General features: G+C 42.5%; 27 protein-coding genes. 23 read left to right on the top strand and 4 right to left on the bottom strand.

Annotation, left to right across the window (positions count from 1 at the left end; all coding sequences use genetic code 11):
• Nucleotides 1-75 precede the first annotated feature (75 nt).
• Nucleotides 76-729: a pseudouridine synthase gene (locus L2729_RS13875; protein ID WP_248988799.1), complete on the bottom strand. Its 654-nt coding sequence runs from the start codon at nucleotides 727-729 to the stop codon at nucleotides 76-78.
• A 386-nt stretch (nucleotides 730-1,115) separates the two neighbouring features.
• Nucleotides 1,116-1,709, bottom strand: a complete 594-nt coding sequence (locus L2729_RS13880; protein ID WP_248988800.1) for an acyl carrier protein phosphodiesterase — start codon at nucleotides 1,707-1,709, stop codon at nucleotides 1,116-1,118.
• Between the two features lie 154 nt (nucleotides 1,710-1,863).
• Here L2729_RS13880 and L2729_RS13885 point away from each other — a divergent pair, with 154 nt between their 5' ends.
• The 11 genes from L2729_RS13885 to L2729_RS13935 all read left to right on the top strand — a co-directional run bounded on the left by L2729_RS13885 (nucleotide 1,864) and on the right by L2729_RS13935 (nucleotide 10,777).
• On the top strand, nucleotides 1,864-2,025 hold the full coding sequence (locus tag L2729_RS13885; protein WP_248988801.1) for a hypothetical protein: 162 nt from the start codon (nucleotides 1,864-1,866) through the stop codon (nucleotides 2,023-2,025).
• A gap of 141 nt (nucleotides 2,026-2,166) precedes the next feature.
• On the top strand, nucleotides 2,167-3,204 hold the full coding sequence (gene queA, locus L2729_RS13890; RefSeq protein ID WP_248988802.1) for a tRNA preQ1(34) S-adenosylmethionine ribosyltransferase-isomerase QueA: 1,038 nt from the start codon (nucleotides 2,167-2,169) through the stop codon (nucleotides 3,202-3,204).
• Between the two features lie 183 nt (nucleotides 3,205-3,387).
• The gene (gene tgt / locus L2729_RS13895; protein ID WP_248988803.1) at nucleotides 3,388-4,521 is read left to right on the top strand and encodes a tRNA guanosine(34) transglycosylase Tgt; all 1,134 of its coding nucleotides are present in this window, start codon (nucleotides 3,388-3,390) and stop codon (nucleotides 4,519-4,521) included.
• A 30-nt stretch (nucleotides 4,522-4,551) separates the two neighbouring features.
• Entirely contained in the window at nucleotides 4,552-4,884 is a 333-nt protein-coding gene (gene yajC / locus L2729_RS13900) for a preprotein translocase subunit YajC (RefSeq protein WP_101089060.1), read from the top strand.
• Between the two features lie 17 nt (nucleotides 4,885-4,901).
• On the top strand, nucleotides 4,902-6,752 hold the full coding sequence (gene secD, locus L2729_RS13905) for a protein translocase subunit SecD (RefSeq protein WP_248988804.1): 1,851 nt from the start codon (nucleotides 4,902-4,904) through the stop codon (nucleotides 6,750-6,752).
• Between the two features lie 12 nt (nucleotides 6,753-6,764).
• Complete coding sequence (secF, locus tag L2729_RS13910; RefSeq protein ID WP_248988805.1) at nucleotides 6,765-7,712, top strand: protein translocase subunit SecF; 948 nt, start codon at nucleotides 6,765-6,767, stop codon at nucleotides 7,710-7,712.
• A gap of 288 nt (nucleotides 7,713-8,000) precedes the next feature.
• Nucleotides 8,001-8,318 (top strand): putative signal transducing protein, encoded by a 318-nt coding sequence (locus L2729_RS13915; RefSeq protein ID WP_101089057.1) that lies wholly within the window; start codon nucleotides 8,001-8,003, stop codon nucleotides 8,316-8,318.
• Nucleotides 8,318-8,677 (top strand): rhodanese-like domain-containing protein, encoded by a 360-nt coding sequence (locus tag L2729_RS13920; RefSeq protein WP_248988806.1) that lies wholly within the window; start codon nucleotides 8,318-8,320, stop codon nucleotides 8,675-8,677. The genes L2729_RS13915 and L2729_RS13920 overlap by 1 nt, the downstream gene beginning before the upstream one ends.
• Before the next feature lie 34 nt (nucleotides 8,678-8,711).
• On the top strand, nucleotides 8,712-9,623 hold the full coding sequence (locus L2729_RS13925) for a precorrin-2 dehydrogenase/sirohydrochlorin ferrochelatase family protein (protein ID WP_248988807.1): 912 nt from the start codon (nucleotides 8,712-8,714) through the stop codon (nucleotides 9,621-9,623).
• 126 nt (nucleotides 9,624-9,749) lie between these two features.
• Nucleotides 9,750-10,292, top strand: coding sequence for a YaeQ family protein (locus L2729_RS13930; RefSeq protein WP_248988808.1), 543 nt, complete (start codon nucleotides 9,750-9,752; stop codon nucleotides 10,290-10,292).
• A 242-nt stretch (nucleotides 10,293-10,534) separates the two neighbouring features.
• Nucleotides 10,535-10,777, top strand: a complete 243-nt coding sequence (locus tag L2729_RS13935; protein WP_248988809.1) for a YecH family metal-binding protein — start codon at nucleotides 10,535-10,537, stop codon at nucleotides 10,775-10,777.
• A gap of 104 nt (nucleotides 10,778-10,881) precedes the next feature.
• Here the strand turns inward: L2729_RS13935 and L2729_RS13940 are convergent, their stop codons facing one another.
• Together L2729_RS13940 and suhB are read right to left on the bottom strand one after the other, a co-directional pair.
• Nucleotides 10,882-11,286 (bottom strand): phosphate-starvation-inducible protein PsiE, encoded by a 405-nt coding sequence (locus L2729_RS13940; protein WP_101089052.1) that lies wholly within the window; start codon nucleotides 11,284-11,286, stop codon nucleotides 10,882-10,884.
• Nucleotides 11,287-11,868: 582 nt separating this feature from the next.
• Nucleotides 11,869-12,672, bottom strand: coding sequence for an inositol-1-monophosphatase (gene suhB, locus L2729_RS13945; protein WP_101089051.1), 804 nt, complete (start codon nucleotides 12,670-12,672; stop codon nucleotides 11,869-11,871).
• A 158-nt stretch (nucleotides 12,673-12,830) separates the two neighbouring features.
• Here suhB and trmJ point away from each other — a divergent pair, with 158 nt between their 5' ends.
• The 12 genes from trmJ (at nucleotide 12,831) to ndk (ending at nucleotide 21,615) form a co-directional block, all read left to right on the top strand.
• Complete coding sequence (trmJ, locus tag L2729_RS13950; RefSeq protein WP_102039700.1) at nucleotides 12,831-13,595, top strand: tRNA (cytosine(32)/uridine(32)-2'-O)-methyltransferase TrmJ; 765 nt, start codon at nucleotides 12,831-12,833, stop codon at nucleotides 13,593-13,595.
• A 15-nt stretch (nucleotides 13,596-13,610) separates the two neighbouring features.
• Complete coding sequence (cysE, locus tag L2729_RS13955; protein ID WP_248988810.1) at nucleotides 13,611-14,432, top strand: serine O-acetyltransferase; 822 nt, start codon at nucleotides 13,611-13,613, stop codon at nucleotides 14,430-14,432.
• A gap of 197 nt (nucleotides 14,433-14,629) precedes the next feature.
• Nucleotides 14,630-15,091, top strand: coding sequence for a Fe-S cluster assembly transcriptional regulator IscR (gene iscR, locus L2729_RS13960; protein ID WP_248988811.1), 462 nt, complete (start codon nucleotides 14,630-14,632; stop codon nucleotides 15,089-15,091).
• An 82-nt stretch (nucleotides 15,092-15,173) separates the two neighbouring features.
• A complete protein-coding gene (locus tag L2729_RS13965) occupies nucleotides 15,174-16,388 on the top strand; it encodes an IscS subfamily cysteine desulfurase (RefSeq protein WP_248988812.1) in 1,215 nt (404 codons plus the stop codon).
• Nucleotides 16,389-16,428: 40 nt separating this feature from the next.
• The gene (gene iscU / locus L2729_RS13970; RefSeq protein ID WP_248988813.1) at nucleotides 16,429-16,812 is read left to right on the top strand and encodes a Fe-S cluster assembly scaffold IscU; all 384 of its coding nucleotides are present in this window, start codon (nucleotides 16,429-16,431) and stop codon (nucleotides 16,810-16,812) included.
• Nucleotides 16,813-16,826: 14 nt separating this feature from the next.
• Complete coding sequence (gene iscA, locus L2729_RS13975) at nucleotides 16,827-17,150, top strand: iron-sulfur cluster assembly protein IscA (protein WP_101089045.1); 324 nt, start codon at nucleotides 16,827-16,829, stop codon at nucleotides 17,148-17,150.
• A gap of 17 nt (nucleotides 17,151-17,167) precedes the next feature.
• A complete protein-coding gene (gene hscB / locus L2729_RS13980) occupies nucleotides 17,168-17,692 on the top strand; it encodes a co-chaperone HscB (protein ID WP_101089044.1) in 525 nt (174 codons plus the stop codon).
• A 72-nt stretch (nucleotides 17,693-17,764) separates the two neighbouring features.
• On the top strand, nucleotides 17,765-19,627 hold the full coding sequence (hscA, locus tag L2729_RS13985) for a Fe-S protein assembly chaperone HscA (protein ID WP_248988814.1): 1,863 nt from the start codon (nucleotides 17,765-17,767) through the stop codon (nucleotides 19,625-19,627).
• 8 nt (nucleotides 19,628-19,635) lie between these two features.
• Nucleotides 19,636-19,974, top strand: a complete 339-nt coding sequence (gene fdx, locus L2729_RS13990; RefSeq protein ID WP_248988815.1) for an ISC system 2Fe-2S type ferredoxin — start codon at nucleotides 19,636-19,638, stop codon at nucleotides 19,972-19,974.
• 426 nt (nucleotides 19,975-20,400) lie between these two features.
• Entirely contained in the window at nucleotides 20,401-20,598 is a 198-nt protein-coding gene (gene iscX / locus L2729_RS13995; protein ID WP_248988816.1) for a Fe-S cluster assembly protein IscX, read from the top strand.
• A gap of 198 nt (nucleotides 20,599-20,796) precedes the next feature.
• Nucleotides 20,797-20,967 carry a hypothetical protein gene (locus L2729_RS14000; RefSeq protein WP_248988817.1) on the top strand — a complete coding sequence of 57 codons (171 nt, stop codon included), beginning with the start codon at nucleotides 20,797-20,799 and terminating at the stop codon, nucleotides 20,965-20,967.
• 216 nt (nucleotides 20,968-21,183) lie between these two features.
• Nucleotides 21,184-21,615, top strand: coding sequence for a nucleoside-diphosphate kinase (gene ndk, locus L2729_RS14005; RefSeq protein WP_101089040.1), 432 nt, complete (start codon nucleotides 21,184-21,186; stop codon nucleotides 21,613-21,615).
• Nucleotides 21,616-22,619: the final 1,004 nt, after the last annotated feature.

Raw genomic sequence — 22,619 nt, forward strand, 5'->3', positions numbered from 1 at the left:
ATAAGTGCCAGTGAATTGATTGTTGGATAAAATAGGGGGGCAAGTGCCCCTTAATTATTGGATAGCATTTGAAGCTTAAAAAGAACAATAACTGCGAAATAAAGTCTTTTTACCTGTGTAGGGGTGGGTAAAACTGAGCTCTTGAGCATGCAATTTTAATCTGGGTGCGGCCTCAATTACCTGCTTATTTCCATAAAAATCATCACCTAAAATGGTGTTACCCATCGCAAGCATATGAACGCGAAGTTGATGTGTGCGGCCTGTCACGGGTTTTAGCATTAACAAAGTACTATTGGCTCTCACTTCAAGAGTTTGATAATGGGTGATTGCGACCTTGCCATTTTCACTCACTTGCTGCTTGGGTGGATTGGTTTTATCAGCCGCTAACGACAGTTCTATCACTCCTTCAGCATCGTTGAGATGTCCGCTTACTTCGGCAATATAGGTTTTCTTGGTCTTCCGGTCTTGAAACTGGGTTTTTAGGTTTGATTCTGCCTTTTTATTTCGAGCAAACACCATGATGCCAGACGTTGCACAATCTAAACGGTGCACCAATATTGCATCGTTGAATCGTTGTTGAATTCGAGTAAGAGCACAGTCATAGGTATTCTTTGCTATCCCAGGATTAGAAAGTAATCCTGACGGTTTATTAATGATAATGATGTCTCGATCGACATAACGGATATCTAACCAAGGGATATTAGGTGGCTGATAGGTAAATATTTGCATGAATTCTCCTGTTGCGAGGCAATTCTAGCAAAATAATGCTCTGCGACAAGTGACAATTGTCTTCTAGGCCTTTTCTAAGCGGGATAATATCAATAATCGGGGATTGGGTTATTGTGTTTGAACGAAAAGTAGACAGTTATGGCGCTGGAATCCACAGCATTAATAATTTTCTATTATTAACGCTAAAAGCTCACCACCTCTTATGTCATGTAAATCTTGTATGGGGCTGATCTATCCAGTGACTCAATGGGTTCCCTAATTTGGCTAAGCCAGATCCCCAAAGGAGGAAGCGTTGGAGTCATACAATAAGTATTCAAATGAGAAAGTATTCTAGGCGTAGAAAATGATGATGTTCAGTCACTCATCATATTCACTGGCGTTTCTGCTTATAGATATTCGGGTGGGGTATTACGAGTCCAAAGACGGCTGTATGCCATGAGCTGAGGATAAAACGTACGAAATGCGATCTCTATTTCTATATCGAACTTCTCAGCCCAATCTTGAGCGCCTTTAAATATTTCAGGTTTTGAAACGCGTTGTGCAACCGATGCGAGGGTTTGGTTAAGCCCTTTTCGGCTTTGATAACCGACCAACCAATTTTCTTGGCGCATTTTTGGAGCCATACTTTGCAACTGTTCAGGTAATTGCTCACAAGCATCAATTTGATTGTACGCATGAGTTGAAAACTCACTCAAACTTAGGTGGTGGTATTCTTCCCAATACTTTGCCAGCATGTGGTCAAAGCAAATATCAACGATAATGGGGGCCGCGCGAGTCAATGATTTTGGAAATTTTCCGTGCAGCTCTTTGGTGAGTTCGTGGGTATCTGTCAGTTTATCTATTTGTCGGTGTAGCCAAATACCCTGTTGTAGATGTTTCGGAAAACGTTCGATATTGCCTTTAGCAAAATCACCAGCAAGATTCGCTGCTAAAGAGGTTTGGCTAACATCCGCCAGGTGCAAGTGTGCAAGAAAGTTCATATTTTATACTTGGTGATATGAGTACTTTCACGGTAACATGCAGCGCGATGCGAAGGAAATTCTTTATTACAATTATTGTAGTGAAGCGTTAGCTTCATGGATGTGCATCGTTTTGAAGCAATTTTCCCATATATTAACGGTTTGAGGATCAAGGATGATGTGGAACTGGTTATCAAAAAAGCTTGCTGGTACAGAGAAGCCCCTTCGCAGAAAAGTAGAAGTCGATATTCCCTACGAGCAACATCGATATCGTATTGAAGATCTCGCTATTGAAACGCAAGAGTCTCCGGAAGACAGCGATCACAGTAAAATGTGACATAAACTAACGCCAACCGCTCTAGAGTGGCTTTTACTGGTTGTTTAAATCAATAGTGGGACTTTATTGTGCCATTATTGTTGATCTTATTTTGCTCTAGTCATAGACTAGCGGCCGATTTAAAGACAGTAGAGACTTTCCATGCGCGTTGCAGACTTTTCTTTTGAACTTCCTGATGAGCTTATAGCTCGTTATCCCACTCCTGAGCGCACAGCTTCTAGATTATTATCGTTAGACGGTAATAGTGGTGCATTAGCGGATCTGCAATTTACTGCGATTCTTGAACAAGTTCAGCCGGGTGATTTGATGGTATTTAATAATACCCGCGTGATACCTGCGCGCTTATTTGGTAAAAAACAGTCCGGTGGTAAGTTAGAGATCTTAGTCGAGCGCATGCTTGATGATAAGCGAATTCTAGCGCATGTTCGTAGCTCTAAGTCCCCTAAGGTAGATGCTATTATCTGCTTAGATGGCGGTTATGAAATGAAAATGTGTGCTCGTCATGACACGCTATTTGAATTAGAACTGCAGTCTGATAAAACGATACTTGAGGTGTTAGAAGAGGTCGGCCATATGCCATTGCCACCTTATATCGACAGACCGGACGAAGATGCCGATAAAGAACGTTATCAAACCGTTTATAACCAAACTCCAGGCGCCGTCGCTGCGCCAACCGCTGGACTGCATTTTGATGATGCAATGCTGGCAGCACTAAAAGAGAAAGGCGTTAACACCGCTTTTGTTACCTTGCACGTGGGCGCAGGCACATTCCAGCCGGTACGCGTTGACGAGATCCTTGACCATAAAATGCATTCAGAGTGGGCCGAAGTATCTCAAGAGGTGGTTGATCTCATTGCAACCACTAAAGCAAATGGCTGCCGAGTGATTGCCGTGGGTACCACATCAGTACGCTCTTTAGAAAGTGCAGCTAAAGCTTCTTTAGCAGAGCTTGAACCATTTAAGGGTGACACCGATATCTTTATTTACCCTGGATATCAGTTCCAAATAGTCGATGCGATGCTGACTAATTTTCATCTACCCGAATCGACATTGATTATGTTACTGAGTGCTTTCGCTGGCTTTGATGAAGTAAAAAACGCCTATCAGCACGCGATTGCTCAAAAATACCGCTTCTTTAGCTATGGTGACGCCATGTTTGTGACTAAAAAAGCGAACTAATACTAAAATATGCTTTAAAATACCCACCCATACAAATGAGGTGGGTATTTTTTTGTCCTCATTTTGGTGCTTATTTTGAGGGTAAGGGTTGATACTGATTTGTTTGCCCTTATCTCTAGTCTTAATCTACAACTCGATAGTCGAGTTAACTCAGGTCAGACTGTTTATCTGGCGAGGTGAATAATGAAATTTGAATTAGATACAACCCAAGGTCGCGCACGTCGCGGTCGTTTAGTGTTTGAACGCGGTACCGTTGAAACACCGGCGTTTATGCCAGTCGGCACCTACGGCACAGTAAAAGGGATGACGCCTGAAGAAGTGCGTGAAACTGGCGCTGATATTCTGCTAGGTAATACTTTTCACTTATGGCTTCGCCCAGGTGAAGAGATCATGCGTAAGCATGGTGACCTGCATGACTTTATGAACTGGCAGCGTCCAATTTTGACTGACTCAGGTGGATTCCAAGTATTTAGCCTGGGCGACATCCGTAAGATCACCGAGGCGGGTGTACATTTCCGTTCACCTATTAATGGTGAAAAGATTTTCTTAGATCCAGAAAAATCAATGCAGATCCAAGATTCGTTAGGCAGCGATGTCGTGATGATTTTTGATGAGTGCACGCCATACCCAGCAACAGAAGACGAAGCACGTAAATCGATGCAGATGTCTCTACGTTGGGCTCAGCGTTCACGTGATGAATTCGACAAACTTGAAAACCCGAACTCTTTGTTCGGCATTATTCAAGGTGGTGTTTATGAAGACCTGCGCGATGAAAGCCTAAATGGCCTAGTCGACATTGGTTTTGATGGATACGCGGTCGGTGGTTTAGCAGTTGGCGAACCTAAGGAAGACATGCACCGCATTCTTGAGCATGTTTGTCCAAAGATACCAGCTGATAAACCACGCTACTTGATGGGGGTCGGTAAACCAGAGGATTTAGTTGAAGGCGTACGTCGTGGCGTAGATATGTTTGATTGTGTTATGCCTACACGAAATGCTCGAAACGGTCATTTGTTTACCAGTGAAGGTGTTATCAAGATCCGTAATGCACGTCATCGTGATGACACTGCACCACTCGATGATAAGTGTGATTGTTATACCTGTAAGAACTATTCACGGGCATACCTTTACCACTTAGATCGTTGTAATGAGATTCTAGGTGCTCGATTAAACACCATGCATAACCTTCGTTATTATCAAAGATTGATGGAAGGTTTGCGTGGTGCGATTGAGACAGGTACATTAGACGACTTTGTTACAGAGTTCTATACCAGCCTAGGCCGGGAAGTACCTGAAGTTCCTGAATTAACCGATTAATTTTTACTCAGACAATAAGAAGAGACAACTATGTTTATTTCAAATGCGTATGCAGCAGATTCACCTATAGGCGGCGCTGGCGGCACTATGGAACTTATTTTCATGTTGGTCATTTTTGGCCTGATTTTCTACTTTATGATTTTCCGTCCACAGTCTAAGCGCGTAAAAGAGCACAAGAACCTAATGGGCTCTTTGAGCAAAGGCGATGAAGTGCTGACTAGCGGTGGCATTTTGGGCAAGATAGCCAAAATCAGTGATGAGAATGACTACGTATTGTTGGCTATCAACGAGACTAGCGAAATCACTATTAAAAAGGATTACATTGCGGCTGTATTGCCAAAAGGCTCTATTAAGTCACTTTAAGCCAAGAGGGCTATGGCGTGTTAAATAAATACCCAATGTGGAAAAACCTAATGGTGATGATTATCATCGCCGTAGGTGCATTCTATGCGATACCAAACCTTTTCGGTGAGGACCATGCTGTACAGGTGGTTGCAACCCGAGGGGCTGAGGTGACAGCGTCGACTCAGTCGGCAGTAAATGATGTATTAGTAAGTAAAGGCATCGCTGTTAAGCGTTCTGAGCTTGAAAACGGTCAATTATTGGTTCGTGTTAATAATGGTGAAGATCAATTATTAGCGAAAGAGGCGATTTCTGATGCACTTGGCGACAAGTTCACTGTAGCGCTTAACTTAGCGGCAGCAACACCAGAATGGTTAGAGTCTATGGGCGGTTCGCCTATGAAACTGGGTCTCGATCTACGTGGTGGTGTTCACTTCTTAATGGAAGTTGACATGGGTGAAGCCGTTCGCAAGATGACTGAAGCCAAAGTTGCTGACTACAGAACTGATTTACGAGCTGAGAAAATTCGCTATGCGGGTATTCGTAATGGCGCCAAAGGTATCGAGATTAAGTTTCGTGATGCTGAGACCCTAGCGAATGCAGAAAGCTTCCTTAAGTCTCGCAGTAACGACATGGTCTTTACTGACCGCTCTACAGGAGATAACTATTTCCTTATTGCTAATCCAAGTGACGTTTATTTAAAACAGATCAAGGAAGATGCGTTACAACAAAACATTACAACCTTACGTAATCGTGTCAACGAGCTTGGTGTGGCTGAGCCTGTTGTACAGCGCCAAGGTGCTGAACGTATTATTGTTGAACTGCCTGGTGTTCAAGACACGGCTCGCGCAAAAGAGATTTTGAGTGCGACTGCGTCAATTGAATTTCACATGGTTGATCAGAGTGCAGACGCTCAAGCGGTAGCGAGTGGTCGTGTACCTGCGGGTTCTGAAGTTTATCAGCGCCGTCAAGGTGGTCCTGTTGTACTTAAAAAAGCGGTTATGCTAACGGGTGATCATATCCAAGGTGCACAACCAAGCTACGATGAGTACAGCCGCCCGCAAGTGTCTATTAACCTAGATTCTAAAGGTGGTTCTATATTCTCAAATGTGACTAAAGACAACATAGGTAAGCCTATGGCAACTTTATTCATTGAGTATAAAGATACTGGTGATAAGAACGCTGACGGCAGCGTGAAAATGAAGAAGATTGAAGAAGTTATTTCAGTCGCCACGATTCAAGCTCGTCTTGGTCGTAACTTTGTCATCACCGGCCTTGAACATGCTGAATCACAAAACTTAGCGCTGTTACTTCGTGCAGGTGCGTTGATTGCGCCGGTTTATATCGTTGAAGAACGTACCATTGGCCCAAGCTTAGGTGCTGAAAATATCCAAAACGGTATTCAAGCAATGATCTGGGGTATGGCGGTTGTTCTTGTCTTCATGATGGTTTATTACCGTGGCTTTGGTCTCATCGCAAACCTTGCGTTAACAGCTAACCTAGTGATGGTTGTTGGTGTGATGTCGATGATCCCCGGCGCTGTATTAACGCTTCCTGGTATTGCCGGTATGGTATTAACAGTGGGTATGGCGGTTGACGGTAACGTACTTATTTACGAGCGTATTCGTGAAGAACTGCGTAACGGTCGAAGCGTTCAGCAAGCGATTCATGAAGGTTATGGCAATGCATTTTCAACAATTGCCGATGCTAACATTACTACCTTTATGACGGCACTTATCTTATTTGCTGTCGGCACGGGTGCTGTAAAAGGCTTCGCGGTTACCTTAATGATTGGTATCGCTACTTCTATGTTTACCGCTATTGTCGGAACTCGTTCAATTGTGAACGCGATCTGGGGTGGTAAGCGCGTGAAGAAACTGTCTATCTAAGAGGAAGTTGAAATGTTTCAGATTTTAAATATCAAAGGCTCTGTCAACTTTCTGCGTCATGCTATACCTATTAGTATCCTTTCAGTGATATTAGTGCTGGGCTCGTTAGGGTCTTTAGCGACAAAGGGTATTAATTGGGGCTTAGATTTTACGGGTGGTACCGTTGTTGAACTCGAATTTTCGAATTCAGCAAATTTGACAGTGATTCGTAATGGACTCACAACAGATGAAACCGATGGTGCAGTAGTACAAAACTTTGGTTCGAGCCGCGACATTCTTATTCGTCTTCCAGTTAAAGAAGGCATAAAGAGTGATGTGCAGGTTGCTCAGGTCATGGACGCTGTTACTCTGCTTGACCCTGCTGTAATCCAAAAACGAGTTGAGTTTGTTGGACCACAAGTCGGTAAAGAGTTAGCTGAACAAGGTGGGTTAGCGGTTTTAGTCGCATTGATATGTATTCTAATATACGTATCTTTCCGCTTTGAATGGCGTTTAGCCTTAGGTTCTGTAACGGCATTAGCCCATGACGTTATCATTACCCTTGGCGTATTCTCCTTATTTCAACTTGAATTCGACCTCACTGTTTTGGCAGGTGTGCTAACCGTTGTTGGTTACTCGCTCAACGATACGATTGTTGTATTTGACCGTATACGTGAAAACTTCCTCAAGATGCGTAAAAGCAGCCCTGAAGAAGTGGTGAATACGTCGATTACTCAGACAATGAGTCGTACGATTATTACAACAGCGACGACATTAGTCGTGGTTATTGCCTTGTTCTTAAAAGGCGGCACCATGATCCACGGCTTCGCTACGGCTTTGCTAATGGGTATTTTTGTCGGTACTTTTTCTTCAATCTACGTCGCGAGTTTCTTAGCGATTAAACTTGGGATCAATCGTGAACACATGATGCCAGTTGAGATTGAAAAAGAGGGTGCAGATCAAGATAAACTAATGTCCTAGTCATTAGGTTGATTTTTAAAAGCCACCTTTTAGGTGGCTTTTTTGTTTAATTTACTAGGATATTGTCTAATAGTAGGGGATTTGACTAAGATTGTTTTATCAGTGTGGTATTTTGTATTGAGCGATAAAACAGCGCTCGACAGTACTGATGTTTTAGCAGTAGCATGTAAGCCTATTTTAGCGCGTGAAAAATAGGAACGGCGGGTGAATAATGTTTTATACCCGTTTATTAGTTGATGTATTGGCTTATCAAATATTGCCAATAGCGCAATAGCAGTAGGAAATAACATGGATGATAAAATGCGATTACTTGCAGCTGGAAACTTGTTAGAAGCGCATACTTGGAAAGGTATGCTTGAATCTATTGGTATTCCGGTGGAGCTTAAAGGTGAAGCGCTATTAGGTGGCGTGGGTGAATTGCCTACAGGGATACAGAATGTTGAGCTTTGGGTGTCACAGAGCCATTATCAGAGTGCCAAAAAACAGATGGAATCGTTGAATGCGGATCGTCCACAGTGGAAATGTGTTAATTGCCATGAAGTTAATGAGTCAAGTTTTGAGCTGTGTTGGAATTGCAGCGCTGAAAGAAGTGAGCAGTACAATTAATGAAACATAATCCTGCATTTCTGGCCCTTGTTGAAAGTATTCTCCCACATATTACTGAAATCACTATTGAACAATACCTGACGGATAAAGACTGGACCTTACTTGATGTGAGAGAAGATCATGAGTGGAATATTAATCATCTTCCCGCTGCGCACCACTTGTGCAAAGGCATTATTGAAAGAGATATCGAGACACGCTTTCCTGATAAGAGTACTCCTCTAACGCTATATTGTGGTGGTGGTTACCGCTCGGCAATGGCCGCCTTTAATTTACAAGTTATGGGTTATTCCAAAGTTGTCTCACTATCAGGTGGTTATAAAGCATGGCTTGAGAGACAATTGCCGCTTACTGAAGGTTAGTTCTATTCGTTAGCTGTAGAGGTCGATTCGCTTAATGCAATATTTCCCGTTGTTTGTTGATACCCAATCCTTGAGAGTATTAATCGTAGGTGGTGGCGATGTTGCCAGTCGCAAACTCGACTTGCTCTGTCGTACTGAAGCCGAGGTGCATGTCATTGCGAAAGAGGCGAGCGTTGAAGTCATTGCTTATCAACAAAAAGGGCGTATTACGCTAGAGCTGCGTGCCGTAAATGAACACGATATCAGATCGTGGGATTTAGTTTATTTGGCAACGGCAGATAAAGCACTCAATGAGAGGTTAGCGACTATCGCTAAGCAGGGTAATATATGGGTTAATGTGGTTGATAACCCAAGCTTTTGCAGTTTTATAACGCCTTCTATTGTAGACAGAGGTCGATTACAAATAGCGATAAGCACAGCCGGCGCCGCGCCTGTTTATGCACGGGAGCTTAGAGCCAGACTAGAATCCTGGTTACCGCAATCGATTACGCCACTTTTTGATTTTATTGCAGAACGTCGACAAGACGTGCAAGCAAAGTTACCGATATTTAAACAAAGAAGATTGTTTTGGGAGCGTTTTTTTAAGCTCAATCAATCTCGATTTGATAAACAAACAACGGCTCATTATCAAGCCTGTTTTACTCTGCAAGATGGACAAGGGGAGCTGTTACTACTCGATGAAAAAATCGAGGCCGAGCTTCTGCCTATCGCCGCGATGCCTTACCTGCAAAAATTAGATATTGTCTTTAGCGAACAATCAATGCCTCATACACTCAATGAGTTACTGAGGCGAGATGCTGCACGTGACAGCAACTGGAGTGATTACAGCTTGCAGCAAGCACTCAGTGCGGGTGAGCACTGCTTAGTGTATGCAGATGTTGCCGAGATTGATCGATTAGTCGCACTGTTTCCGCAAGCCAAGCGCGTAAAAGTAGGGGCAATCTAAGTTAACTCGAGTTTAGAGTAAGTGGGTACTGTATTTTGTTATCAAGGATTATAGTACCTTAATGTTTAGCCCTTTTTAGGGGGGATTTAAGGTACACTTAGCGCAAATACCCAGTCGAAAAAACTCATGGCCTTAAAAGCAACAGTATTCAAAGTCTCTCTCCAAATCGCCGATATGGATCGTGCTTACTACAGCGATCATCAATTAATGCTGGCTCAGCATCCCTCTGAAACCGACGACCGTATGATGGTAAGGTTGCTCGCTTTCGCAATGAATGCCAGCGAATCTTTAGCTTTCAGCAAGGGTATGAACGTTGACGATGAACCAGAGCTTTGGGATAAAACCTTATCAGGTGAAATTGATCTCTGGATCGAGTTTGGTCAAAGTGATGAGAAATGGATCCGTAAAGCCTGTGGCCGTGCTAAAGCTGTGCAGCTAATTACCTATGCTGGTCGTAGTGTACCCATTTGGTGGAAACAGAACGAAGCCGCGCTAGCACGCTACAATAACCTAACGGTGACCAATATCCCAGAAGACGCTGTTAAAGCGATGGGACAAATGGTGGGTAAGAATATGGCTCTGCAAATTAACATTTGTGAAGGTCAGATTTGGATTTCAGATGCAAATGACAGTGTTTTGGTCGAGCCTGAAATACTAAAGGGTGAATAACCCATCAGTATAGCGACGCTATAGTCATTTTAAGAAGCCAGTCATATGACTGGCTTCTTTGTTTTATAACATAAAAAAGTTAATGATAAACGGTGTATCCGACATCGACCATGGACAATGTTGTTTTGCTTTATCTCAAGATTAAGTGTCTCAAAGTTAAACGTTGCTGCTTAGATCAAAGTTTAACGGTTGGAATTGCAGTATAAAGTGTCTATTAAATACAGCTTAAATTTTGAGGGTATATGTCAGATTCAATACACGGTCACAAGGTTATGGAGCTCATGCTTGAGCATGAACAGCCTTTATCACGAGAAGCTTTAAAAGCGTTAATGCAGGGGACATTTGGTGCCGATGCTCGTTACCATACTTGTTCTGCTGAAGAGATGAATGCCGAAGCCCTGATTGACTTTTTAGAGAAGAAAGGTAAGTTTATTCACTCTGAGGCTGGCATTGCGACAGCAGCCGATCGTATTTGCAATCATTAAAATAATGAAGCATTAGACGTAGGGCTCAATTAGCACGATCTAAATAAAAAATGCTCAAAGTGTTAACTTTGAGCATTTTTGTATTCATCGCACTTAAGTTGTGACTAATCATCTTCCTTAGGGCGGGGATACGGTAATTTCAATTGCCCCCAGCGGATAACAATAACAGTGGCTGCTAAAATTAACGTTGAGAATGAGATCGAAGCAATACGCCAGTCGTCCATAGCTTTCATATCTAAAATTAGATAACGCGCTAACGCAACAATAGCAATGTAAAGCGGCATTCTAATCGGCAATTTTCCCGACTCGGCATAATGCGAAACCATTGCTAATACTTCTAGGTAAATAAACAGCAGCAATAAGTCAGCTAAAGCGACTTCACCCGCGTTAAATATATGCACTATCTCTTGTCCAATCGCCACAATAGTGGCGATGGCAATAATCATTAATACTAAATGTTCAACGGCTTTGATACTTGTAATACCGTATTTTCGATACATTTTATCCATGTTGTCCCCTAATGCAGTCGTTTCATAAAGAGTACCAGTAAATCGTATAAATGCGACATCGACGATGTGATGCTTTTCACAGTTGCGAGTTTTATATAGAAAAATCAGCATTTTGAAATGAAACGTTTATGAATGAAAGGTAAAGACATGACTGTGTCGTGTATGTTTTTAGGCAACGTATGTAATACCAGTTGCATTAAAAGTCTGACCATTCAGCGGGAATTCAAAGCCCTGTAGGCGAGGTGGGGGGTGAAGCTAATCGTTATTCTAGGCTCTGGCATCTTCGGTAACAGCTCTATGCGTTACTCTCGATAATTGCTCCTGCATTATTCTATCTTCTGCATCTGACCTTCATGTAGGGAGTAAATGTCATATGTTGTATGGAACAAAATAGACCATTCTGTCGTCAATGCGCCTTGAATTGAGAAGCTTGAGCGCTTCTGAATTGACTACATACTTAATGCAATTGATATCAGCACTGGCATCAATGGATAAACATTTTAAGCGAGATACTGAGGTATAAAAAAACCGCCTAATGAGGCGGTTTTTAAAATATCCAAATAATTTATACTCTGCTGATCATTAACGCTTAAGCGCTTCGCTCAATAATGGGCGGAATGACTTAACAAGAGCAGTTGTTGTTTTTGGGTTACCTGCAACGATATTTCCTGATGTGAGGTAGTTATGGTTGCCAGTAAAGTCAGTGACTGTGCCGCCAGCTTCACGAACAATCAAATCACCTGCTGCAATGTCCCAAGGCTTAAGACCGATTTCAAAGAAACCATCAACACGGCCAGCTGCAAGGTAAGCTAGATCTAACGCGGCAGAACCTGCACGACGTAAATCAGCACATTGTGTAAATGTTAAAGCGAAAAGCTTCATGTACGTTTCAGTGTGCTGTTTTGCCTTGAAAGGGAATCCAGTAGCAATGATATTGTCACTCAGATCGTTTCTTGGCTTAACGCGAATTCGGAAGTCGTTTAACTTGGCAAATTTTCCGCGTACAGCAGAGAAAAGCTCATCACGAATAGGGTCATACACAACAGCAACTTCTGTTTTACCTTTAAACTGCATCGCGACAGATACAGCAAAGTGAGGGATACCTCTGACAAAGTTATTAGTGCCATCCAGTGGGTCTATGATCCAAACGTAATCTTTATTAGCGCCTTTGTTCTCACCTGTTTCTTCACCAATGATAGTGTGATCAGGGTAAGCCTTACGGATCTGGTAGGTAATTGCAGCTTCAGCTTCTTTATCCACGTTAGTGACGTAGTCATTAGCCCCTTTTGAAGTAACCTCAATACGGTCTAGTTCGCCATAAGCACGTGTAATTATTTGGCCGGCAGCGCGAGCGGCGCGCACGGCAATGGTATGCATTGGAAGCATTGCAAATCCCCTGGATGTAAAAGAACAGATATAAATTATCGGAGCCGAATTATACGTGTTTTTTCGATGATATCAAATGCTGATTTTTGTATAAGTAAAAATAGCAGGCTTGTGTTAAAATATTTTCAAGTGTCCTCTCATTTAAATTAAGTAATTTCATGCTCAGCAATATTCGCGTCGTTCTTGTCGGTACATCCCACCCAGGGAATATAGGTTCAACAGCCCGTGCTATGAAAACCATGGGGTTATCCACTTTATATCTAGCAGAACCTAGGGTTACACCTGATGGCCATTCAGTGGCGTTAGCCGCAGGTGCTTCAGATATTTTAAAACATGCTATTACAGTAGGCTCTGTTGAAGAGGCTATTGCAGATTGTAGCCTAGTTATCGCTACCAGTGCCCGAAGCCGCACACTTGATTGGCCAATGCTAGAGCCAAGAGAGGCGGGTGAAAAACTTGTTGCATCAGCACTCACCGGTCCAGTCGCTATCGTATTTGGACGTGAAAACAACGGCCTTTCTAATGAAGAGTTGCAGGGCTGCGATTATCACGTTGCGATACCCGCCAACCCTGAATACACCTCGCTTAACTTAGCGCAGGCTGTTCAAATCATCTGTTATGAAGCTCGTGTAGCGCATTTAGCGCAGGTTCAAAAAGAGTTTGAAAGTAATAAGCCTGACGGATTTGTTGAGCCTGAAAACGAATATCCATTTTCAAAAGAGCGTGAAAACTTTTATGAACATATGGAGAACACGCTTTTATCGACCCATTTTATCGTGAAACAACATCCAGGTCAGGTAATGACAAAGCTACGTAGGCTATTCAGTCGCGCTAGAATCGAACGTCAAGAGATGAATATCTTGCGGGGGATTTTAACGTCGGTAGACAAAGTTGTCGCTAAGAATGAAACCAACGATAAGTAAAAGGAAGTAGTTAGCATGGGTGTTATCGCGAGACTTAAAGATGATATAGCGTCTATCTACCATAGAGACCCCGCCGCGAACGGAACAATTGAAATACTGTTCAATTATCCAGGCATGCAAGCAATATGGATCCACAGGATCAGTCATAAGCTTTGGGTGCGAAAATGGCGTTTGTTAGCGCGATGTCTATCTACATTCTCACGTTGGTTAACCGGTGTTGAGATCCACCCCGGTGCCACCATTGGCGACCGGTTCTTTATCGACCATGGTATGGGTGTTGTCATTGGTGAAACGGCCGAAATTGGTAATGATTGTACCTTGTATCACGGCGTGACACTCGGTGGTACAACATGGCAGTCTGGCAAGCGGCACCCAACGCTTGGCAATAATGTCGTTATTGGCGCAGGGGCAAAAATCCTTGGACCGATTACGATGAATGATGGCGCACGTGTGGGTTCTAATTCGGTTGTTGTTAAAGATGTACCGATAGACACCACCGTGGTTGGCATCCCTGGGCGTGCAGTTGCTAGCCCGTCAGAGCAATCTACAGAGCAAACCAATCGGCGCACTGAAATGGCGAAGAAGTATGGTTTTGATGCTTACGCTGTTGCACCTGATAACCCTGATCCAGTCGCCAACGCAATTGGCCAAATGCTGGACCATATGACTTTGATGGATTCAAAAGTACAAGAAGTTTGCCAAGCTGTACAAAGTTTGGGCGGTAGTGTTTGCACGGAGAAGCTACCTGAACTTGAAGTTGATGAGTTTAGTGAAGCTGAATCAGCAGCAGCACAAAAACGCCAGAAGTCATTAGATGAGTTTGATCCCATTATCTAGACTTATGTGCGCCATTTTTACTAAATACCATTGAATCTTGCCTAATAAAAAGGTTAAATACCCCAGCAAAATGACGGGGTATTTAATCCCTGCCATGCTCTTTATAATACTTGACCAATTCACTAGGTTTTTATACTTGACTAAATTACTCAGGTATGATGAAATTACCCTATGCTTTTTTGGGAGACGTACTAGCAATGAAACTTACATCAAAAGGTCGGTATGCTGTCACTGCAATGCTAGATGTTGCAATGCATTCTACCGATGGTCCAGTACCATTAGCCGACATTTCAGAGCGCCAAGGGATCTCTCTATCTTACCTAGAACAACTTTTCGCAAAACTTAGAAAAAATGGGCTTGTATCTAGCGTCAGAGGCCCAGGTGGCGGATATCGCTTAGGTACAGACGCAGGCGAAATTTCTGTAGGCATGGTTGTACGAGCTGTTGATGAATCTGTTGATGCTACTCGTTGCCAAGGAAAGGGTAATTGCCAAAGCGGAACCCGATGCTTGACTCATTCTTTATGGGGCGATTTGAGCTCACAGATTTCAGATTTTTTAAACGGCATTTCATTGGCCGGATTGATGCGAAAAAGAGATGTGCAATTTATCTCAGTTAAACAAGACAAATTGCAGCAGGAACAGAGAATCAGCGTTTAGCGGTCTCTGTTATTAACATAAAATAATTATTTGTACGTTGTAAGTGGTAGCACTATGGCTACCACAAAGTACGGAGTGTGTGATGAAGCTACCTATCTACTTAGATTATGCTGCGACGACGCCGGTTGATCCTCGCGTGGCAGAGAAAATGATGCAGTGCATGACTATGGACGGCATTTTTGGTAATCCAGCGTCTCGTTCTCACCGTTACGGTTGGCAAGCTGAAGAAGCTGTTGATATTGCTCGTAACCAGATTGCAGACCTGATCAATGCCGACCCGCGTGAAATCGTATTTACGTCTGGTGCAACAGAGTCTGACAACCTAGCGATTAAAGGTGTTGCTCACTTCTACCATAAGAAGGGTAAGCACATCATCACCAGTAAAACAGAACATAAAGCCGTGTTAGATACGTGCCGTCAACTTGAGCGTGAAGGTTATGAGGTTACTTATCTTCAGCCAGAGCCTAGCGGCCTTATTCCAATTGCTATGATCGAAGCGGCAATGCGTGAAGACACGTTACTTGTCAGCATTATGCAGGTCAATAATGAGATTGGTGTGATCCAAGACATCGATGCAATTGGTGAACTTTGTCGTTCACGTAAAATTGTATTCCATGTTGATGCAGCACAAAGTGTTGGCAAAATTCCAGTAGATGTGCGAAAGACAAAAGTTGATCTGATGTCTATTTCTGCTCACAAGATGTATGGCCCTAAAGGTATCGGCGCATTATATGTAAGCCGTAAGCCTCGCATTCGTTTAGAAGCGGCTATGCACGGTGGTGGTCATGAACGTGGTATGCGCAGTGGCACATTAGCTACGCACCAGATTGTTGGTTTCGGTGAAGCGGCTGCTATCGCAAAAACTGACATGGAATCAGATAACGAGCGCATTCGTCGTCTACGCGATAAGTTGTGGAATGGTATAAATCACATTGAAGAGACTTATATCAATGGCGATATGAACCAAAGATATTGCGGTAGTTTAAATGTCAGCTTTAACTTCGTCGAAGGTGAGTCTTTGATGATGGCGCTTAAAGATCTTGCTGTTTCTTCAGGCTCTGCGTGTACTTCTGCTAGCTTAGAGCCTAGCTACGTGCTTCGTGCTCTTGGTTTAAATGACGAAATGGCTCATAGCTCGATTCGATTCTCATTGGGTCGCTTTACGACTGATGAAGAGATTGATCATGCAATAGAAACAATTAAAGAATCTATTGGTAACTTAAGGGAAATGTCTCCGCTTTGGGAAATGTTCCAAGACGGTATTGACCTGGACTCAGTTCAGTGGGCACACCACTAACCTTAACGACATTAACGAATAGATAAACTGGAGTAGTATCATGGCTTATAGCGAAAAAGTAATCGATCATTATGAGAATCCACGCAACGTTGGTTCGTTTGATAAAAACGACACCTCAGTTGTCACTGGAATGGTCGGCGCACCTGCCTGTGGCGATGTAATGAAGCTACAACTGCGCATTAATGATAATGGTATTATCGAAGATGCTAAGTTTAAGACATACGGTTGCGGCAGCGCGATTGCGTCTAGTTCATTAGTCACTGAATGGGTAAAAGGCAAAACAGTTGAAGAAGCCGGTGCAATTAAAAACACCGACATTGCTGAAGAGCTTGCGTTACCACCTGTTAAAATCCATTGTTCGATTTTGGCTGAAGATGCCATTAAAGCTGCTCTGGATGAGTATAAAACAAAGCAATTGAAGTAATACCTGGAGTTAAGATGGCAATTAGTATCACTCCCGCAGCGGCAGACCGAGTTAAGAGCTTTCTGGTTAGCCGCGGCAAAGGTCTAGGCTTACGTTTAGGGCTAAAAACATCAGGCTGTTCTGGTATGGCTTACATACTGGAGTTTGTTGATGATTTGAATGATGACGATGAACTATATGATATCGATGGTGTAAAGATCATCATTGATGCTAAGAGTTTTATCTATCTTCAAGGGATTGAGTTGGACTTCATTAAAGAAGGCCTTAACGAAGGTTTCCAATTTAACAACCCTAATGCGAAAGGTGAATGTGGTTGCGGTGAAAGTTTTACCGTATAAGCTTTGAAAGTTAAACTATGAATTATTTTGAGCTGTTTAGTTTATCTCCTTCCTATGATGTCGACACCGCCATCCTTGCAGAGCGCTATCGCGATCTGCAAAGGGCGGTTCATCCCGACAAATTTGCTAACGCAAGTGAACAAGATAAACGCTTGTCAGTACAACGTACTGCACAAATCAATGATGCCTTTCAAACATTGAAAAACCCAATCCAACGCGCTGAGCACTTATTGGCCCTTAAAGGGCTAGAGTTAAGTCACGAGTCTACTACGCTTAAAGATACTCAATTTTTAATGCAGCAGATCGAATGGCGAGAATCTCTTGAAGAGATTGGCGATAGTGATGATCCTGAAGCGGAAATAGAAGGGCTTTATGCTTCTTTTGATGCGTTTGCAAAGCCGATCACAGCAGCGCTAAAAGTGCTACTGCTGAGTGATTTGGAATCTGATCATTTGCAGGCAGCGGACCAAATTCGTAAACTTAAGTTTATGGCAAAATTACAAGACGAGTTGGCAAGAGTGGAAGATGCGCTCTTAGATTAGCCCACTGGTTTTTATTTTATAATTCTGTTGGCTCAATAACCTTGAGCCAACATTTTTTTAAGTTGGATATATATGGCACTTTTGCAGATAGCAGAGCCTGGACTGACCGCAGCTCCCCACCAACACCGTCTCGCAGTGGGCATTGATTTAGGCACAACCAACTCTCTTGTCGCCGCCGTTCGAAGCGGCGTGGCTGGCACCCTAGCAGATGAGAGCAATCTTCATTCATTGCCGTCAGTTGTTCGATATACCCAAGATGCAGTCTTTGTTGGACGTGAAGCTGAAGCGTTTTCAGCTCAAGACCCACAAAACACCATTGTGTCGGTTAAGCGTTTCATGGGCCGTAGCCTAGAAGATATTCAATCTGGTAGCCAAACGTTCCCTTATGCTTTTGAAGCGAGTGAGCATGGGCTGCCTATCTTTGTAACACCTCAGGGCAAAGTTAACCCTGTACAAGTTTCTGCAGAGATCTTAAAACCGCTGATACAGCGTGCTGAAGCGACACTCGGTGGTACCTTAGAAGGCGTGGTTATTACTGTGCCGGCCTATTTTGATGATGCACAGCGTCAAGGGACTAAAGATGCAGCTTCATTAATTGGTGTTAAAGTGCTGCGCTTATTAAATGAACCGACAGCAGCGGCAATCGCTTATGGATTGGACTCAGGTAAAGAGGGAATCATTGCTGTTTATGATCTCGGTGGCGGCACATTTGATATCTCTATTCTTCGGCTGAATAAAGGGGTTTTTGAGGTATTAGCAACGGGGGGAGATTCTGCACTCGGTGGTGATGATTTCGACCACATGCTACAAGATTTTTTTCAGCAGCAATGGTCATTGCAAAAGATAAGTGCCAGTTTAAGCCGCAAGCTACTAATAGAAGCTCGTCGCGTTAAAGAAGCATTAACGAATAGCGATACCACGATTGCAAGCGTTGTCGATGACAGTGGATGTGAGCTGTCGTTAACGGTTTCTCGTGCGACGTTTGACAGCATGATCAGCAAATTGGTTAAGAAAACCGTTTCAAGTTGTCGTCGTGCGTTACGCGATGCTGATGTGAGCAAGGAAGACGTGTTGGAAGCGGTCATGGTAGGTGGTTCAACTCGAGTGCCGTTGGTTCGAGAAGAAGTGGCTAATTTCTTCGGGAAAAGTCCTTTGACATCAATTGACCCTGACCGTGTTGTTGCGATTGGCGCCGGGATCCAAGCTGATATTTTAGTGGGTAATAAGCCTGAATCAGATTTGCTGCTATTAGATGTTATTCCGCTATCATTAGGTGTTGAAACCATGGGCGGATTGGTTGAAAAGGTGGTGTCTCGTAATACCACTATTCCAGTGGCTCGTGCTCAAGAATTTACAACGTTTAAAGATGGTCAAACTGCCATGGCATTTCATGTTGTGCAAGGTGAACGAGAACTCGTTGCTGATTGTCGCTCATTGGCTAAATTTACGCTTAACGGGATCCCGCCATTAGCCGCAGGGGCTGCTCATATTCGTGTGACATTCCAAGTTGATGCGGATGGATTGCTTAGTGTTACGGCAATGGAGAAGTCAACAGGCGTTAAAACGAGCATTCAGGTTAAGCCGTCATTTGGTTTATCGGATACTGAAATCGGCGCGATGCTACGAGATTCAATGGCAAATGCGGAAGAAGATATTACCCGCCGTATGTTAGCTGAAAAACAGGTCGAAGCCGCGAGAGTATTAGAATCACTTAATGCCGCGCTAAGCAAAGATAGTCAATTGCTCACCGCTGACGAACTAGTTTCAATTCAGCACTTTATGGCTTCGTTAGCGCAGCTAGCGAGTGAACAAGACACAGATGCTATCGAAAAAGCAATCGAAGCATTAGATACCGTAACGCAGGATTTTGCTGCTAAGCGTATGGATAATTCAATCAAACTGGCACTTAAAGGCCAGTCAGTTGACAATATATAGGTCCCAATATGCCACAAATAGTATTTTTACCGCATGAAGAATTATGCCCAGATGGTGCAGTTGTAGAAGCCAATGAAGGTGAAACAGTATTAGACGTTGCTTTGCGTAACGGTATTTACATAGAACACGCTTGTGAGAAGTCTTGTGCTTGTACAACCTGTCATGTTGTTATCCGTGAAGGTTTTGATGAACTTGAGCAAAGTGACGAACTGGAAGATGACATGCTTGATAAAGCATGGGGCTTAGAACCTGAAAGCCGTCTTTCGTGCCAGTCTAAAGTCCCGGCATCTGATTTGGTTGTTGATATTCCAAAGTACACTATTAACATGGTGAGTGAAAGTCAGTAGGCTGTCACTACGATATAAAAACCAGTAGCTTGTCTACTGGTTTTTTTTGCAAAAAGTTTAGGGGCTTTTGATCTTTCACGGTTGTTTTTGCCGCCGTTTATTGGCTATTTTGACAAGGCGGAGGCTATGTCGTTTAGTCATTCTCCACAAAGAGCCTACAACACAGTAAAAATAGCCAAGAAGCGCGGCCCTTCGGGTTCGTTTCAATACTTTTATTCTTTTATGACTAGAATGCGTTACGAGCTTTTCGCTTAGACTGCTAAATCATCGCTCAAGCCTTGTACTAAAATCATTATTCTTTACGGGAAAGAGTCGAACAAAAATTAAGCTCGAAAGATCAACAGCCCCTAGCATTAATGCCGCAATTACCTTCGCTATAATGAGTTTGGTTTATACTTAGATCATGTTGAATCGTTGGAGTTTGATATGGTACTTAAATGGATTGATTCGCAAGACATCGCATTAGAGCTACTGGAGAATTATCCAGATGTTAACCCTGAATCTATTCGATTTACCGATCTATGTGATTGGGTGATAAAGCTTGAAACATTTGAAGACGATCCGGACCATTGTAATGAACGTATTTTAGAAGCAATTCAAGCTCACTGGATTGATGAAAAGTGAGACTAATTGTCATTACTTATTCAAGCTGTTGTGATCTAAATCATGTAAGTTGACATCTAATAAGTGAAATAAACGTAGGATTGATCAACATCAAGTTCACCTTCCGTGTTTGATTTTAGGCTTACATCACTGTTATGACTTTACTGCGCAAAGTGGTAAAAGTGATATGTTACAGCCATTCATCAAAGGAACGTCAATATGAGCAAGTTTCTAATACTAACCTTATCATTACTCACTCCAACCTTAGCATTTGCACATGAAGGTCATGGCGGCGTTGGGCTATTTCATCACTTTATGAATATGGCACCCGCACTGGCATTGTTAGTCGTGATTGCCGCAGGCATTATGTGGGTGAAAAAGCACAAGTAAATACGACTAATAGCGGCTTAGCTCGTTACTTGAATGATTAAATCAGAAGCTAATTTTTAAGGCATTCACTCATGAACTGTGATCTGATTGGCTTTTATGCATTTCTAAATACGACTTATCTCTATTTGATAGCACTATAAGGGTAGGCAATTAGGTATTAATTTCGTATAATCCGCGCGAAATTAAAAACCCGTTTATTTAAGAAGGAAGCTTTTCATGGCTATCGAACGTACTTTTTCTATCATTAAGCCTGATGCTGTTGCAAAAAACCACATTGGCGCTATCTACAACCGTTTTGAAACTGCTGGCCTGAAAATCATCGCTTCTAAAATGGTTCACCTAAGCCAGGAACAAGCTGAAGGCTTTTACGCTGAGCACAGCGAACGTCCTTTCTTCGGTGCACTAGTTGCATTCATGACTTCTGGTCCTATCATGGTTCAGACACTTGAAGGCGAAAATGCAGTTCTTGCACACCGTGAAATCTTAGGTGCTACTAACCCAGCTGATGCTGCGGAAGGTACTATCCGTGCAGATTTCGCTGAAAGCATTGATGAGAACGCAGCACACGGTTCTGATTCAGTTGCATCTGCTGAGCGTGAAGTAGCATACTTCTTCAGCACTGAAGAGCTTTGCCCACGTACTCGTTAATTTGAGACGTAGCTAAGATTTAAGAAAAGGAGCCTTATGGCTCCTTTTTTATGTGTTGCTCAATAGTGTGAGCTGAAATACTACCTTTCAATGACTGGTCTAGCACATTATTCACGGTGACTCCTCATCCTTAGAGATCGTGGCGGCAAAATCAACCAATCAACCAATCAACCAATCAACCAATCAACCAATCAGCTATACAACCACTTAACCCTCTAGCGATTCATATATTACTCTGCTTTGGTTTCTACTCGCTAAACAGTATCTCTATCGTTCCCCTGTCAAACACGTATAGCATCAAAAGGCCTGTCCTTCCCCCCTTTACCTATGCATGTGGTTGAGGGGCTTATGTATCCAAAATTAGAATAGGAAATAGTAAGGTATCAATGGATAAGGGGGCTTTATCACTCACTGAGCAGTCAGTTTTGTTGAAGTAAGAGTATATGTGCTATTTCATATATTACCAAAGTGGAGCAAAAGCAGCTTGAGACTTAACATTAGTAACACTTGATTTATTGGTTGTTAATATAAAACAGAGGGTATAAATATTACTGGCTTCACTGATACGTTATAAAGCCTTATGTTGCGAAGATGTGTAGTTTGTATTTTTAGTGTTTATTTAATGTGTTTCATTTGTATTTAAGGTGTAGCGGTTGTTGTTTGGTTTAATATTTGTTGTTTTACGTTTAAATACGTACAAATGTGCTGTATCTAACTGTCTTTCTAGTATTTTTCTGTTTGTGTGTTTTACGATTGCAATATTATTGTTAATTTTTGGTTGCCACATGGCTTTTGGTGACACTATTTTGTAACAAGTGTTCTCATGTTAATCCCTGTTATTTATTATTCTTTTAAATTGTTGATTTAAATGGGTTTTATGTTATTAATTTTTCCTTTGTTTTTTGTGATTTGTATCAATTTATATCATCTAGGTTATGTGTATGTAATAACTGTTGACACTATTGGTTATATTTAACAGTATAAGGGTTGAGAAATAACTTCTT

It is taken from the genome of Shewanella gelidimarina, assembly GCF_023283945.1.
Lineage (GTDB): Bacteria > Pseudomonadota > Gammaproteobacteria > Enterobacterales > Shewanellaceae > Shewanella > Shewanella gelidimarina.